A 15,334-nucleotide genomic window follows, 5' to 3' on the forward strand; every position below is an offset into this window, starting at 1 on the left:
CTGCGCTTCCGGCCCCTTCTCTCTCCAGGTGAAAATGATGGACGACGGTGAGCGGACTCATACTGAACCGGAGACGAGTTCTTGGACCGGCCGCAACAGGCGTCTCGACCCGTCGCGCCTGCCGGAGCAGGTGAGCTACACCACAAGTGACAACTATGGCGGCGTGACCTTTACGCTCAACCAGCGTGGTGCGGTGGTCCGCCGCACGCAAAATGTGAGCAGCGTGCCGGCAATCATTGCCCTCCCCGCCAAGGTTTTCCGCGGAGTGGCCGCCTGCGCAATGGAGGATCCAAGTGGAAGTTTCACAGCGGAGCTCAAGCTTCTGCACAATGATCCGATGCTGACGGTGCCGCTACTGGTGTCCGACGAGCTCGAGCTTGTTGCCACCGACTGGCGTGCCTGGGCCGTGGCCTACCGTCTGCCCATGCTTCTGCTGGGGGCCGACGGCGTTGCCCGCACGCTTGAGGAAACGCTCGGTGCCAAGATCAACTCGCTCTCATCGAAGCGACCCCAAGACGGACCGCGTCTCGACCATGCACCTAGGCTTTCAAAGGCTGGCCTGATGAACAAACTGACGTCGCTAGAGCATATCGGTCGATTGTTGGATAGGAAGTGATGTGACAAATGTCTCGTGCACTTGGTCGGCAGGGTCGATCCTTCTCCACTGGGTCGGTTGCTGAGCCCCCCTCCAGGCGCGGCCAGGTAGCGTCGGCTTCATTACGAATCCCTCGGCCCTCTAAGCTAGGATAGCTGCCTTGTTGTTGCTTGGAGGACTTGAGAAACGCGCCTCGCGCGGGTCGTTCGAGGGTTGGACACAGTTGTTCCTCTGGCTCGCTAGGTAGCCTGACTCATGCCAGTCGTCGGCCGCCGCCTCCGAAATGGTGAGTTTCGCGCCCGATGATCATCAGTTTGGCGAGCGGTGTTGTTGCGCAGCCGGCGAATGCGTCCGTGCAAGACGATGCCAGAGCGCGTGTGCTGGAGCGACATACTGGACGCGGCCGGCAAGCGGGCGGTTCGGCCTCGCCAGACAATTCATATTAGCATCTGCTTGACGAAGCCATTATTCGCACCAGACTCACGGCTATGGCAAAGGGCATCAATATCGGCGACGAGGTCGTGATCACGGCAACCGTGCGCAAGCGGGTCACTGAGGACCGGGTGAGCGTTTCCATCCCTTCCTATGGGCAACCCCACTCGGTGATCGACCATACGACGAAGGTACAGAAGGGGCAGCACATCGAGTTGATTGGCAGCCTCACCCACATCAACGAAAACCGCGTGATCTGGGCGTACCAGTCACAATCGATGCCGCCGTCGTCAGGCTGGTGAGCGCGTACAAGTCGTCGATCAGAAAGGCGCCGCTGGTGGACAAGCCGACATGAGGCCGGCCCATTGTGCATCCTGCCCGCACTTGCCGGCTAGTGGGATCTCACAAACAAGGCCGGAACTTAGTCATCCTCTCATTGTTAGGGCGGCCAACGCCTACGGGATGGTCCATGATGCATGACGGCAAAGTCCTCGTGGTTGAAGACGAGCCTGTCATATTGCTTGACCTCGATTTCGCGCTGACCAAGGCCGGCTTCACCGTCGTTGCTGCCAGCAACGCCGCGAGCGCGATTGAGGCGTTCGATGTCGACCCCTCAAGAATCCGGGCTCTCGTCGCGGACATCCGTCTGGGGCCGGGAATGCGAGGTTGGGACGTCGCTCGACATATTCGGCAGGCAAATCCAAATTTGCCAGTCGTTTACGCGACCGGCGACACTGCCTCACACTGGGGCGCGGAAGGGGTGTCGAAGCATCATCATCTGGAAACCGTTTTTCATGCCACAGATTGTCACGGCATTATCGACGCTGATTAACTCCCGTTGAACGGCTCATTCCACCGCCGCCGGCACCTGGGCCATGAGCACGTGCGAGCACACAACCGGTCCGCCGTTTCCTGAACTTCCGCAGGGCCGGATGTTGCAGCCCGCATGGGAGGCCTGTCTGACCAGGCGACGGCTCGGTGGCTTGATCTCGCAGGGGCAAACCGCCGAGCCTAACTGACCTTTGCCAGCTTATCTGAAATTAGCATCGTGGCCATTGACCGGCGCGTTCAAATGCATAAGCAAAGAAGACTACGCGACGTTAGGTTCCACTGTCGCGGGCAGTGGCACCCAACCTGAAAATTTCAAGCTTCTCGCTGTACGAGAGCCGTACCCTTTCGCCGCATCGCTTGCAGGTGAACGTCGTTACGGACTTGACCCAGGAGCCTTTCCTGACCAGTAGGGTTTTGCAGCTCGGACACTGAAAAGTTTAGGTCTTCGTCAAGCAGCTGATTGGATAGAGCCATTCATCTTCTCCCAAGATGAAGTGGCTTTGCAAGACGAATGCCAGAGCGCGTGTGCTGGAACGACACAGGGGGCGCTGCCGAGCGAGCGCAGTATGGCTGATGCTGCGAGCCGCTGAAGAGCGGCCTACGCGGAATTCAGATTTTCGCAAAGCCCTCGAGCAGCCGCTCAGCCTGCGGTGCGTTCGTCAGACAAGCGCAATCGCTTCCACGATTGCGTGCAAGGCAAGGCTGGCGAACCTGTGAGTGACAAGGCCGAATCGCTGAAGCCCGGTCTCGTCGTCGAGTAATGCTGAAGGCGAAGAGCCCGCGATCCGGCTATCCCATCGGCGCAGATCGTCCGCCAGAGCCGCGGGCTTTCTGGGACTTCTTTGGGAATGGTTACCAGCCCTGCATGCTGTACCAATCGTCGACGTCACGGCGGACGCGATCCTTCTCCAGGCCGTAACGTTCCTGAATCTTGCCTTCGAGCTGATCGCGCTTGCCGGCGATGCGGTCGAGGTCGTCGTCGGTGAGTTTGCCCCACTGTTCCTTGACCTTGCCTTTGACCTGCTTCCAGTTCCCTTCAACGCGGTTCCAGTCCATGTGTGGCCTCCTTCGTTTGATATGAAGTCGAAACGTAATCGGGGCAGCGAGGTTCCGGACCGTCTCCTTCCCATAAGGTTCGCTTTATCGGCAGGATGAAGGCCAATAGACCGTCGCGCCCCAAGCAAACACAACACACTCACCATTCCGGCGTCTCAACACCTAGTCTCCACTAGCTGCCCGGATTTGCCCGCAAATCAGCCCGGACCAGACGCCCAAACAGGCGTCAACCACCAAGTGTTTTTCGGACTTTTTACTGCTCTGGCGTTAAATTGGCACACCGTCTGCCTTACAACCCGCTAAGCGTCTCAGTACAAGCGTTTAGGATTTGCGGGCAGTAGCCATCGAATTTTGCCTCGTGTCGGTGGCCGCGGGATTATCGACGCCGGTAGCCAGTCCACTAAGACCTGCCGCATCGGAACTGTGTCGGTAGTGGCGATGGTACAGATCGTTGGAGTTAGGTCCGACTGTCTCTATCGGTCGAGGCATGTGCGCTGTAGCTGGGCACGCGGTGAGGATTGCGAACCAGGAGATACTGAATGGCATCGACTGGTCCGGGCTCCGAAGAAACGACCACAATCGGAGCACTCGTCCCTTTGACTCGCCCCGGCTGGGTTGAGGCAGGCAGACATTTGCTTGCGGGCCTTCAGCTAGCTGTTAGCGAAATCAATAGCGCTGGTGGCGTCGGCGGCAAGGCGCTTGAGCTGCTCGTCCGAGACACTGCAGCCGATCCACAGAAGGCCGTCGCGGCGGTGGATGAACTGGCCCGTTTGGGCGTGGTAGCGATCGCGGGAGAGTATCACAGTGTCGTTGCTCGCGCGGCGGCTGTCAGGGCCGACGAGCTTGGACTCCCTTTTCTCTGTTCGTCGGCGGTACTCGACAGGCTAACGGATCAACCAACCAAGTGGGTCGCACGTCTTGCCCCGCCGCAGTCCCGCGGCTGGCAAACATATGCCGACTTCCTGTCGCGCGCTGGCCACGATCGGATCGCCGTTGCATCGCAGCAGAGCGTCTACTGGGCATCTGGCGTTCACATTCTGCGTGGTCACCTTGAAGCAAACGGCGCGACGTTATCCGACATCAGCATGAGCTCGCTGGACCCGTCAATGTTGTGCGACCAACTCATCCACCATCGCGCGACAGTGCTTCTTCTTCTTGTAGGCCAGCCAGAGCCAGCAATCTCAATCGTCAAGTCAGTTCGCAATGACGGTCGCCTGTCCACGATCAAGATCGGCGCTCCAGCTGGGCAACCAGAATTCGCTGAATGGGCCACATTGCTAGGCGAAGATAGCGCTGCGATCCCCTTCCTGCGCTATCGACCCGGAGACCTCGACCCGCTAGGCTCACGCGTCGAAAGGGCCCTGCGGGAGAAGTTGGGCGAGGCGCCCTCCTTCGTTGCTCTGGAAGGATACGACACGATCGTCGTCCTTGCTCAGGCAATACGGTCCTACGGCACTGACCGGAACAGCATCGCAGAGTCATGGCCGCGGATAGAGGTTGCCGGCACCCGTGGCCACATCCAGTTCTTTCGCACACCAGCTACGACCGTTTGGCAGTGGACTGGTGTGCCGATTCAAATCGCCGAAAGAACACCGGGCAACCCGGCGCAAATCAAGGGTGTTGACGATGCCAGGTGAGGCGGAGTTGGCTGGCGGGAGTTCGCGGCGCAGCAGCGCCGTCACTTTTGGGGCCATCCAATGGCTTGGAGCATTCTCCACGCTGTGGCCGGCGGCCCCGAGAAATCTGGGCATGATGGATTGTTCCATGCAGCCGCTTCCGCGGGAAGCCTTCACGTCGACCTCTTGCTCGGCGCGCCGCGCTGCTCTCTCCCTTGGCAAGTGATCCTTCGGGATGAGCCTGACATTAGCATTGGTCTTTCCGAATGAAAGGAACATCAGCGCTCAATTGAAGTTCGGGCGCCGATGGGATCCGACCACTCGATCCCGGAAGGACACTCAATGACCAACGATCTCTCACGCAATCAGGAACGGCGAGGTACAGCTCGGATCGCGAGCTGGGCCGTGGTCGTGATCGCCCTGGTTTTTCTAGGCCTTCTCGCCTTTTTTATATTCGCACCCTTGTCAAACGCTTCACGGCAACCGACACCGCAGGTTGCCCCCGAGCAGAACGAAGGCGGCAACGCACCCGCGCCCGCTTCGCCTGCCGCAGGCTGATAAGAAACGCCCGCCGCATCGCCAGACCGGTGAACCCAAGCCGCAAACCGGGATCACCTTCACACCTGTTTCAGTCCCCGCATCGGCTTCGTCACAGCACACGTGGCCCAACCGATCAAACGGTGCGCATCGACGCGAGTCAGCTTTGAAGGGATGGCCCCTGCGAAACCCGGGGGACAGACCGGAACAAAGGCACCCCTGCCTCGTTGGCTTCGTGAAGGGACGTGTTTCAGGCATACAGGAATAGCAAAATGAAGGTTTTGATTCTGAGCGCTTTGGCTCTTTCGCTTGCGGCTCCGGTGGTCGCTTCTGCTGCCGAGGCTGACGTGGTGGTTTCAACACATCACCGACATCACCATGGTACCACCGTCATATACAATGACGAAGGTGGCCGTCTTCACCACCGACATCACGGCCAGGAAGCATTCTATGACAACGGCCATCGCTCGTGGCGCCATCGGCATCACCGCCGTGATACCGTCGTCATCACTCGCTCGATGCACCGTCACCACCACAATCGGCCCGTCGTCATCCAACAGGAGGACTGATCGCTCTTTGGTCCGGCTCCATGCGTCCAACGCGGGAGCCGGATTGACTGCGCTTACCCATTCAGCAGGCGTGTCATGCAGTTGTCGAAGAGCATCTGGGAAGAGGCCCGCATAGTTAAGTCCGGGTACACGACCAAGCAGGAACTCGGCGGCGGCATCCTGCCCCGCTGGTGGCTAGGTCGAGCGCGCCGGCAGACCTCGCCCGCGTCGAAGGTGCGTCAAGCTTTTTGTGCCGCCGGCCCAAGTGTTGCGCCCTTTTGATGCGTTACCGAATGGAGGCGCTGGAGAGTTGTTTGAACAACTTTCAAGCGCAGCCCGCCGCCGCTGATCAAACTTGGGCAAAGTCGGTGTAGAACGTCGCGCGGTGCGTCGACGGAGGGTAGCGCAGTGTCCATCATCGACCGGATCACCGGCGTTTTCTCCTCCAGCAAGGAGGCAGTGGAGAAGGCTCCTGCTAAGAAGGCCGCCCCTAAGAAGGCAGCTGCGAAGAAGCCATCGAGTGCGAAGGCGCGGCCAAGAAGGCCGGAGCCGCCCCCGCAATGACAGCCCCCTCAAAGAACTCCACCTCAAAAAGTCAATCTGGTCTGCCCAAATCGGCGGCTAGGAAAAAAGCGACGGCGCAATGAAGCAAAAGACTTCCGCTTCGGCGGGGTTGATTGTGATGGGTCCGTGACGCTGAATGGAAAAGTTGTTCGTAAATATTGCTAACGCCGTTGCTCGAGGAGCGGGCCGGCCAATTACATTCATCCTTTGCATCGCTTTGATAGCGGTCTGGGGCTTCTCCGGACCTGTGCTCGCTTTTTCAGAAACCTGGCAGCTAATCATCAACACCTCTACGACGATCATTACGTTCCTGATGGTGTTCCTCATCCAGAATACGCAGAACCGAGATGGGGCAGCGGTACAGGCTAAGCTTGACGAGCTGGTGCGGGTGAGTACCGCCAAGAACAGCTTTATCGGGATAGATCTTCTAACCGCGACCGAGGTTGAAGAGATGAGGTCGACCTGTGAGGCCGCGGTGGCCCGCGCCCAGATCAACCGGCCAGGCGCAAAGAGGCGAAGGCGCAAGGAAAGGAACATGGCTGACGGCAAGGAGGAGAAACGGTATTAAGCCGCTCCTCGCCAATGGAACGAAGCATGGCACATGCCCCCGCGATCGCTGCCGGTAGCCTCCGTCAGTAGACCTCACATCGAGACGGGCCAGAGATCTCGCGGCTCTACCTCCTTTTCCAAAAATTCTCCATGGAGAGGTAGGTGAACGAGGCCGTCCAGCTCAACAGCACCAGTCCAGTGAGCGCCTCCGACGAGGCAATCAGTCGGATCGGACCCTCGGCCCTGATATCGCCAACTCCCAGGGTCGTGTAATTGGTGACGGAGAAATACAGGAAATCGACCCATCCATCGGAGATTTCTCCGACGATTTCGCCGAACAGCCGGTAGCTGTGGAGGCCCCAGAAGACGAAACCGTAGAACGTAATCTCTATAGTATGTGCGGCAAGCGCTCCGAAGATTACGATCAGCAATCGTCCTCGGCTCGGGAACCCGCCGACCTCGGCTGAACGGGCAGAGCTCGCGACCATTCTGAAAGCCTCATAGTGGACCAGAACACACGCGATCGCCAAAACGAGCGATACCAGGCTGACTGCGATGACGTTCATGACCATGCACCGTTCAAGGGAGGCTTCGTGTTGATCGCGCGATTGAGCGCCTGTGTGAAGGTCTGGTTTTCTGCCGTACAGACTTATTGCGTCCGGCTCGTCCAAGCCGCGAAGAAACTCATCGACGCCCCGGTCGGCGGGCTTACCAGTTTCGGGGTGGCAACTCGAGGATCGGAGCGGGCTCCTTCTCCAGCGGGTCATGCTCAGGCACCTCATGCCATAAGGGTTGACGCAAGCCCCGCGGATCGACTTGCCGACCGCATACTGGACAATTGTGGAAATGGTTGGCTCGTCCGAGAGTTCAGACCCGGGCATCTTGCTCGTCACGTGCGGCCAGGCTGTACTCGTAGACGGCGGCTTGCTCTTCATCAACCACACGGAACCAATGTTCCTGCAGTGCCCTTGGGGACACTCTTTGCCCGGCAGCCTGTTCGGCTGCTTTCATCGGATCGTCCTCCACGACGACGCCAGACGACACGACGGTGTCACCGTAGATCTCTTCCACCTGGTACCTTGCCATCTTGGCCTCAGTGAGCCTTTGAGTTCTTCGCTTCGCGTTCCAGCGTATCGCGGTTATTACCGTTTTGCTAAATGAGGTTGCGGACCTGCTGGGCCGAAATCGCGGCCTTCTCAGCGAGATATCGCCTCGTAGTCTCCTTCGACCGAGACGCGGTTCCGATCCCGAGTCTCTCTCTTGCTCTTGTCGTCTGCCATCTTCGTTCCTCCACTCCTGAGGGGGCAACGTGGTTCGCTTCGCTTTGTTGCACTGCATGGCCGCTTCGTCTCGGCGGGCTGAGTCCGGCGCGGGGCTGAACTCGTGAAGGGGCTGGCCAGCTAGCCGTCAATGCTCGCCGTGAGCCCATCGGCAGCAATGGCATACGTCCCCGCGATAAAGCCCGGGTTCTCTGGTACCGTCGACACCGACTTCGAACGGCAGAATTTTGGTGGAGCGGTAAAAAAGGAAACACCCCTCCCCAGGGCCATGAAGTCCATGACCGTTTCCCGAAGTCTAGTTTGAGAGGAAGTATTCCGATAACGCAACCGGCGAACTCGTGCGCGCGCTGGCCAGCGCGACCTGTGAGCCCAACGACAGATGGCGACCGTTACGACCGCCTGCCCGCATCCTGGCGCCGGCCGACTGCCTGCGCAGGCTGGCCCTGAGCAGGCTGGCGATCTGAAGCCGTTGCGTCCGAAGTGCCCCCTCAGGGCCAACAGGAACTGCGGGAAAAAGTTCGCTGATTTGCAGCTAGGCGCATTTCTTGAATTCGACAACCTCGACTCCGAGGCGGAACGCCTGCCCGTCCGCGTATGAGCGAGCGTACTCTTCAGATTCGAAAGTGAACGTGATGGCGCTGCCATAGGCGGTTACACGCACGGTCCATTTCTTCTCGCGGATAATTTCAACGGCATGCTGTTCGTGCGGAGCCATGCTCTCCTCCCAGACGTTGAGGCAGCATCTATAGCGTCGTGAAATTCATTTGAATGCAAATAATTCGACATGTGACGTGTCGAAATGCCGGAGCCGCGCCGGAGCGATTAGGCGGTTATAGCCTTGAGCTGTTCGAGATGCTCCATGGCCAGCTTGTGCAGCGTTTCGGCCGTCTCTTCCGGGTCCATCCCTGGCCGATGGAGGTGGCGACAAGGGCCGCGAAGGCGGATTCCAGAGCGACCTCGCAATTGACAGGCCGGTCCCGGCTGGTCTCGGCTAGGATGGGCGGAGCAACTTCAGGGGTTTTTGTCATGCACAGCAATCCGCGCGGCGAAAAAAGGTTCCAAGCGAGACAGAGGAGTTATTGGCAATCAGGCGGCGTTTCGAAAGCTGCTGAAAGGGCTCGCCGCCCAGCCCTAGGCTGCGTCCAAGTTGCACAGGTGCGCGGCCGTTCTTAACGGGGCGGTAACCAGGACACACGAGCAAGCAGACTGTGAATGAACGAACCGGATTGGCGGTGGTTATACCCGGCTTTCAACAGGGACCATGTCTTGCTCGCGACCGCCTTCGCCTTGCTGATCTCCTTCTCGGTCAGCCTTGCCCTGCTTTCCTGGGCGACGCCTACCACCACGCAATCGAGATCCACCGACCTGGAACGGTCCATCGAGGGGTGGCAACTACGTCCAACAAGGACCCACTCAGAGACCGACCACCAGACATGCGGCTCCACGGCGTCGGCGGGCGCCCGAGCGGACCGCTGCCCCGCGGACCTGCACCTATAAATCGCTTCCCGCGTTGATGCTCGTACAACGAGCGAAGGAACGCCTCATGTGGTTCTTTACGGCTGTACTTCTGGGGTTCGTCGTGGCTATCTCGCTCGGGTGGGCTGTGGGCCGTATTGCGCGGTGAGGCCCCGGGCTACTCACCAAAACTGGTAAGGCATTGCCAGATTAGCAGAAGGCACCGCCTCGACCTTTTGGCGCGTACGCGCGTGAGGCAATCGAGAGCGACTACGCGCCTGGCTCGTTTGGTGCGGATGTTGCTGGTTGAGCAGCATGGAAAGGGCGGTGATGACCTGAGGCAAAGCAAAACGGCTTCGTGATGATACTTTCTAGGACCCCCTCGGCGCCCCAATGCCAGGAACACTGTCCCCGCTTATATAGACAACCGGGATCATCGCATTGGATTGCTGCACATGCCGGGCAACTTCCCAACCGGATTGTCCATCACCCAGCCGGATGTCCGAGATAAGAGCGCTGATCAAGTCCGGGTCGGCATCAAAGAGAGGTCTTACGTGGCGCTACTCATACCAACAAACGGGAAGCCAGCTTCTTCGAGACCTTCTTCTAAATCGAGCAGTATCATTGGCTCCTCTTCAACGTCAGAACCGACCCGTTTGTCGTCTTCGCTTCGCTAGCTTTACGCTCCGCATCGATGACGACGCGAGATTCCCGGTCAGTCCGTTCGTGCCTTAGCTTGTCGACCTTGCGACGCATATCGGTCCCTTAAAAATCGTCACCCGCGCCCACGGGTGCCCAACCAGCTATGGTCATCTAGGTTCCAAACGAAGGCGCCGGACGCCTTTGCCGATGCAGTGGGCCCGCCTCACTGGCGAGGGAAGCGGGCCCGGCCAGGTATTGGGGACCTGACCAGCAGCACGGGAGCTGCCGCCTCTCGAACCAGCCGACGAATATCAGGTTCCCACATGTTGCATGAAAGGCAGCGGCTTGGCCCGCGGCAGATGGGGAAGGCGCCGCAGCAGGATAAGCGTCAGGCTCCGGGATGCCCCGACACATGTTCCAGAAACGAGCTCGGTGGCCGCATTGCCGTGAACTGGGCCGCGGCTGCGCATGTTCAGGAGGTCGCCTGCGGCACCAATCTCATGCACCGCAGGGTTGGCAGTTACGCACGTGTCGAAGCTCGGGTCCAGCGGCCGCACTCAGGCTGCGGGATGTTATCGACATCGAGCGCAACACGATCAGGATGGAAACTCATGTCGCGCGACGGGCGGCATCATCCGCCCTGCGACTGCAGGTGAACGTCGTAACGGCCTTGATCCAGGAGCCCGTCCGGGCCAGCTGGCATGCAGTGCCGAGACTATAAGGTCAGGTACTTCTCGAGCAGACGATTGGACAACCCAGTTTATTCCTCCCGAGATGAAATGGCTAAGCAAGTCGGATTTCAGGCAGAAATGTCCCGGCCTCTTAGTGCATTCGAATGCTTCATGAGTGCCTAACAGAGCGCATAACCTCTTAGCCGGCGAGAGGACGCGGCCCCCCGCTAATCTCGCTGGCTAGGCTCGGCGTCTTCAGGCAACTCTCCTTCTGGGCGCCGAGCCGACGAAACTCTGCTTGCCAGCCCCGCAGTCAATCGGCCATCGATCGCCCTCATCTCGGGGACATTTCAGCGGACGTCGAATGCTCGATCGGTTAGTCGGAGCATCCGCACGGTCGGCCACACCGAACCAGACACGGGGTCCAGCTGATTGGCCGGAGAAGTCCGACGCCCAGTGTCGCAGCCCGCAGACGGCGAGACGCTGCAGGCAATTTTGCACGACACCATCTTTCGCGACACTGAAGCTCGGGATTGTTCGCACAGGCGTTGCACTGGGCTGAACTTGGCCGCGCACCCGCTTCTCATAGTCGAACAAATGAAGGCACTGGAGCGTAAATTGGCGCGGAGCCTCGCTGAGGGCTGGTGTTGCGCTTTTCACGCGTGCGAGAGTGGTTGACGCTGTCTCCTGTAATGGATCATCAGGGCCAGAGCGAGGAACAAACGCCGAGCCCTCCAGCTCGGTCGGCGATGGCGCTCTACTATTTCGACTTCGACGACAACGGAACGATATTCCCTGACGATGAGGGAACGGAATGCCAAGACCTTGGCGCGGTCAGATATGAGGCGATCAAAGCTTTGGCGGAGATGACCAAAGACGCCCTTCCACACGGTGATCACCACAAATTGGCGATCGTCGTATGAGACGAGGGCGGCGATCTTGCCTTTCGAGCAAGCATCGTTTTCAACGTCGAGGAAGAGCGGGACTCATCATCGTCGCGATCCTCCCCGGACAGCCACGGCTAATCCATGCGCCTGCGCTTGGTCGTGTGACCGTCATCCTGTCTTGTGACGCCGACGGCCCTGCGGCCGCCGCCGGCTAGTTCATCATCCAGAATGAGCATATCGGTCTTGTAGTTCAGAAATGGGTGCTCAGAACGCATCCCTCGTAAGTCTTCCTCACGGGCTGCAGCGGGGGGGGTTCCTCAATGCGGAGAGAAACTGCGGGCGGGTGGCTGCGGTAGTCCGTAAGTGCTGGCATCGGCCGACGAGAGCTGACGGAGTGGGTCCCACGATGGGAAATAGAAATCATCCGCATGCGACCTCGAATGTGTGGAGAGCGGCCGATCTAGGATCCACCTGTTGCGGTCCCGAGCTCACCGGTGCGGGCGATCCTCCGCGATAACGTTGTAGAGAACACAGCACGCCAACAACGAGACGACACCGCCCAGGAGATCATTCCCCGTGAGACCAGAAAAATAGACGAATTCAAAGGCTGACACGATCGTCCTCTCAATTGGAAATCCACCAAAGTAGAACCATTAGCAAGCTCTGATGTTCCGCTCCCGCATGGCACTTCTGGCCGTCGGCCACGGCGAGACGGCATGCCCCATGTCAACCCGTTTCGACTTGCTTCGACCGAAGCCGGAATCATTGCCGGCGCGGCAAAACCGTTTTGGCGATCGTCGGACGGCGAGCCTTTCTCGGCGCAATGTCTAGCCCGGATGATGGCCCGTTGAGGCAAGTTGTCCGGACTTGTGGAAGGCCTGACGCAGCAAGGAGAAAGGCGCGGGGCTTTTATCTCGCGGAGGCAGAGGCCCCCCACCACCCCATGCGGATCGCGGTTGCAAGCAATTATGCTGCACTGCAGCAACCAACCTGGAAACACGGCGTTCCGCTTGTTGGACCCGCCTGCGAAAGGATACCGACATGAGAAGTCTCGCCGATACCGTTGCACGCTTGGCAGCTCGGCGAAAACAGATGGATGGGGTCTTGAATGGTCCTGACGAAAACGAGCGCTTTTCCGAACTCCAGTTGTTCGGGTCAAACCCCGGAAAGTTGCGGGGCTGGACATACCGCCCCAAGGACCTTGCGGCGAAGGCCCCTCTGGTGATTGTCCTCCATGGCTGTACGCAGTCGGCTGCATCCTTTGACCGCGGCGCCGGCTGGTCGAGGACGGCAGATCGCATGGGCTTTGCCGTCCTCTTTCCAGAACAGCAGCGCAGCAACAATGCCAATCTTTGTTTCAACTGGTTTGTCCCGGCCGACACCCGACGGGACTCCGGTGAGGCGCTTTCAATCCGCCAAATGATAGAGGCCGTGGTCACCGCTCACGACATCGACCGCACAAGGATTTTTATCACCGGACTTTCCGCCGGCGGGGCAATGGCCGCCGCTATGCTGGCGACTTACCCTGAAGTCTTTGCGGCCGGGGCCATCGTAGCCGGTCTACCCTATGGCAGCGCCAACAGCCTGCCGGAGGCTTTCGACCGCATGCGAGGTCACGGCGCCCCCACCGCAAGGCGATTGGCGACGACCGTCCAGCAAGCTTCCGGTCACTGCGGACCATGGCCGAAACTCTCCGTCTGGCATGGAAGCGCCGACACAACAGTTAGTCCGATCAACTCCGATCAGCTCGTCAGGCAGTGGCTCACATTGTTCGGGCAAAGTAGAGTGCAATGCGAGACACAGGTGCATCAGGGCTACCGCCGCGACGTCTGGAAGAACGGCGCGAATGAGGAAGTCATCGAGTCGTACCTGATCTCGGGCATGGCGCACGGGACACCCGTGGACTCCGCGGACGGATTGAGTCAGGGGGCATCTTTTGTGATCGACACCGGCATATCGTCCACCTCGCTTATATCCCGATTCTGGGGACTTGAAGACGCGGGTTCTGAGGACCCCTCGCCAGATGCGCGTTTACCGGCAACATCGTTTGGACGCTCCCCTCTGGTGGTCCCGCATCCGCCCTTCGAACCACGCAGCGGTCCGACGGCCGGGCCTGGTCAGCTTATCGAAAGCGCCCTTCGCGCTGCCGGCTTGATGAAATAGTTCACGGCCAGACTTGTTGATAAACGTTCGTCTAGCGGGGGGCCCGGCCTGCCATGTCGCTATGCGAAAATGGGCTGAGATCAACGAGGGTTTCAGGCACCCTTGGCTGTCGAAAGGGCAGCCGTGCCCGGGACGCTTATGTTGATTTTCAAACCGTCTGATGTCCAATCCCGCAGGATCTCACCCTGAAGCTGCTTCTGGACAATCGCATTGACCATGGTCGTTCCGAAGCCGGGCTCCCCTGGCGGAGATCCAGCTTTACGTCTGCCACTTTCTTCCCACCGCAGGTTAAAGCCGCCATGATGGCCGGTCGCCTGCCAGCTGACCTGCAACCGCCCCGTATCCTGGGCGAGAGCTCCATGGGTTGCGGCGTTGACGATCAATTCATGGGTGACGAGAGCCAGTGGTTGAACGACCACCGCTGGGATCAGAACTTCAGGACCAGTCATCGCGGTCCTGCCAGACGCGAAATGGGCGACCTGCCTGGAGACGATTTCGTCCAGCGGCACATCGCGCCAGCCGCGCTCGGCCAATAGGGCGTGTGCGACCGCCAAAGCCTGGACCCGGCGTTGAACGGCCGCTGCATAGAGCGGTGCACTGTCTGCTTTGCTCAGCCGAACGATACCATCGACAACCGCTAGAACGTTCTTTGCGCGATGATCGACCTCCATGAGAAGGCGGTGCTCCGCCGCCTCCAGGCTCTGGATCATGCGATGTTTGGTTACGTCGATCTGCGACGCGAAGTAGTAGAGGAGGCCGCCTTCATCGTCCTTGATGGGACTCAGATGGAGCTGGTTCCAGAACGGCGAACCATCCTTGCGGAAGTTCAGTATCTCTACATTCGTCTCTCGTTGACGCTCTATCGCCGCTCGAATTTCCGCAACGGCCGTGGGCGATGTTCCCTCCCCTTGTAGGAAGCGGCAATTTCGACCCAGGACTTCATCGGATGTATAACCGGTCAGATCCAGGAAGGCCCTGTTGGCGAGCACGATGGGATTGTCAGGCAGCCGAGCATCGGTGATGACGATGGGCATGCGGGTGCGCTCGAACGCCGCTGATGCCAGCTCCTTGCGATCCGCCCATGCGGTCGTGGCTGCTGCCGCCGGGGGGTCGCCATGGAGGGCTGACGATGATTTGGCGTTGTCAGGCACTCTTTGCTCACTTGATGGAGGGCTCACTTGATAGAGGTCAGCCATAACGCCCGACTTCCTACAAGGTTTCCAATGTGATGTTTTCGAACCGGACTGGTTACCGGAGTAAAGCCGCGCATCGGTTCTTCGAAATATTTGGTTGAGACGAGGCACACGGCGCTTGTGCCGCAGCTGAAATGTGCAACCTACCGGGCAGACCAAGTATCGTCGCCGTGTGTCAGGAGGTCACCTGGTTGGTCGACAGCTTGATCGAGGGTCCCCGTCGAAGGTGAGCCGGTCAAAAGGTCGGCGCAAAGGGCGGCCGCGAACTGCGAACAGATCAGCGCCACCGCGCAGGGATGGCAGGATGCTCATCAG

Annotated in this window: 14 protein-coding genes; 9 read left to right on the top strand and 5 right to left on the bottom strand. The window is 59.4% G+C overall.

Going from position 1 to position 15,334, the window contains the following annotated elements; all coding sequences use genetic code 11:
* Positions 1-37: 37 nt before the first annotated feature.
* The 3 genes from FJ936_RS29280 (at position 38) to FJ936_RS29290 (ending at position 1,859) form a co-directional block, all read left to right on the top strand.
* Entirely contained in the window at positions 38-616 is a 579-nt protein-coding gene (locus tag FJ936_RS29280) for a DUF6101 family protein (RefSeq protein ID WP_181763199.1), read from the top strand.
* Positions 617-1,083: 467 nt separating this feature from the next.
* Complete coding sequence (locus FJ936_RS29285) at positions 1,084-1,329, top strand: hypothetical protein (protein WP_348643182.1); 246 nt, start codon at positions 1,084-1,086, stop codon at positions 1,327-1,329.
* A 167-nt stretch (positions 1,330-1,496) separates the two neighbouring features.
* The gene (locus FJ936_RS29290; protein ID WP_246680589.1) at positions 1,497-1,859 is read left to right on the top strand and encodes a response regulator; all 363 of its coding nucleotides are present in this window, start codon (positions 1,497-1,499) and stop codon (positions 1,857-1,859) included.
* An 851-nt stretch (positions 1,860-2,710) separates the two neighbouring features.
* Here FJ936_RS29290 and FJ936_RS29295 read toward each other — a convergent pair.
* The gene (locus tag FJ936_RS29295; RefSeq protein WP_027162011.1) at positions 2,711-2,914 is read right to left on the bottom strand and encodes a CsbD family protein; all 204 of its coding nucleotides are present in this window, start codon (positions 2,912-2,914) and stop codon (positions 2,711-2,713) included.
* A 539-nt stretch (positions 2,915-3,453) separates the two neighbouring features.
* Here FJ936_RS29295 and FJ936_RS29300 point away from each other — a divergent pair.
* From FJ936_RS29300 to FJ936_RS29315, 4 genes are all read left to right on the top strand, one after another.
* The gene (locus FJ936_RS29300) at positions 3,454-4,551 is read left to right on the top strand and encodes an ABC transporter substrate-binding protein (protein ID WP_141907403.1); all 1,098 of its coding nucleotides are present in this window, start codon (positions 3,454-3,456) and stop codon (positions 4,549-4,551) included.
* 321 nt (positions 4,552-4,872) lie between these two features.
* Positions 4,873-5,088, top strand: a complete 216-nt coding sequence (locus tag FJ936_RS29305) for a hypothetical protein (protein ID WP_141907404.1) — start codon at positions 4,873-4,875, stop codon at positions 5,086-5,088.
* 251 nt (positions 5,089-5,339) lie between these two features.
* A complete protein-coding gene (locus FJ936_RS29310) occupies positions 5,340-5,636 on the top strand; it encodes a hypothetical protein (RefSeq protein ID WP_140792768.1) in 297 nt (98 codons plus the stop codon).
* A gap of 679 nt (positions 5,637-6,315) precedes the next feature.
* On the top strand, positions 6,316-6,747 hold the full coding sequence (locus tag FJ936_RS29315; RefSeq protein ID WP_141907405.1) for a low affinity iron permease family protein: 432 nt from the start codon (positions 6,316-6,318) through the stop codon (positions 6,745-6,747).
* Between the two features lie 106 nt (positions 6,748-6,853).
* Here the strand turns inward: FJ936_RS29315 and FJ936_RS29320 are convergent, their stop codons facing one another.
* The 3 genes from FJ936_RS29320 to FJ936_RS29335 all read right to left on the bottom strand — a co-directional run bounded on the left by FJ936_RS29320 (position 6,854) and on the right by FJ936_RS29335 (position 8,723).
* The gene (locus FJ936_RS29320) at positions 6,854-7,294 is read right to left on the bottom strand and encodes a two pore domain potassium channel family protein (protein ID WP_181763200.1); all 441 of its coding nucleotides are present in this window, start codon (positions 7,292-7,294) and stop codon (positions 6,854-6,856) included.
* Positions 7,295-7,595: 301 nt separating this feature from the next.
* Entirely contained in the window at positions 7,596-7,799 is a 204-nt protein-coding gene (locus FJ936_RS29325) for a hypothetical protein (RefSeq protein WP_141907407.1), read from the bottom strand.
* Between the two features lie 741 nt (positions 7,800-8,540).
* Complete coding sequence (locus tag FJ936_RS29335; RefSeq protein WP_140792186.1) at positions 8,541-8,723, bottom strand: hypothetical protein; 183 nt, start codon at positions 8,721-8,723, stop codon at positions 8,541-8,543.
* A gap of 2,697 nt (positions 8,724-11,420) precedes the next feature.
* Between FJ936_RS29335 and FJ936_RS29350 the strand changes: the two genes are divergently transcribed.
* Both FJ936_RS29350 and FJ936_RS29355 read left to right on the top strand, forming a co-directional pair.
* Entirely contained in the window at positions 11,421-11,699 is a 279-nt protein-coding gene (locus tag FJ936_RS29350; RefSeq protein ID WP_141907408.1) for a hypothetical protein, read from the top strand.
* 1,005 nt (positions 11,700-12,704) lie between these two features.
* Positions 12,705-13,826 carry a PHB depolymerase family esterase gene (locus tag FJ936_RS29355; protein ID WP_141907409.1) on the top strand — a complete coding sequence of 374 codons (1,122 nt, stop codon included), beginning with the start codon at positions 12,705-12,707 and terminating at the stop codon, positions 13,824-13,826.
* A gap of 92 nt (positions 13,827-13,918) precedes the next feature.
* Here FJ936_RS29355 and FJ936_RS29360 read toward each other — a convergent pair whose 3' ends face one another.
* The gene (locus FJ936_RS29360; protein ID WP_246680590.1) at positions 13,919-15,022 is read right to left on the bottom strand and encodes a PAS domain-containing protein; all 1,104 of its coding nucleotides are present in this window, start codon (positions 15,020-15,022) and stop codon (positions 13,919-13,921) included.
* Positions 15,023-15,334: the final 312 nt, after the last annotated feature.

Origin of the sequence: Mesorhizobium sp. B2-4-13, from assembly GCF_006658535.1 — a bacterium.
Taxonomy (GTDB): domain Bacteria; phylum Pseudomonadota; class Alphaproteobacteria; order Rhizobiales; family Rhizobiaceae; genus Mesorhizobium; species Mesorhizobium australicum.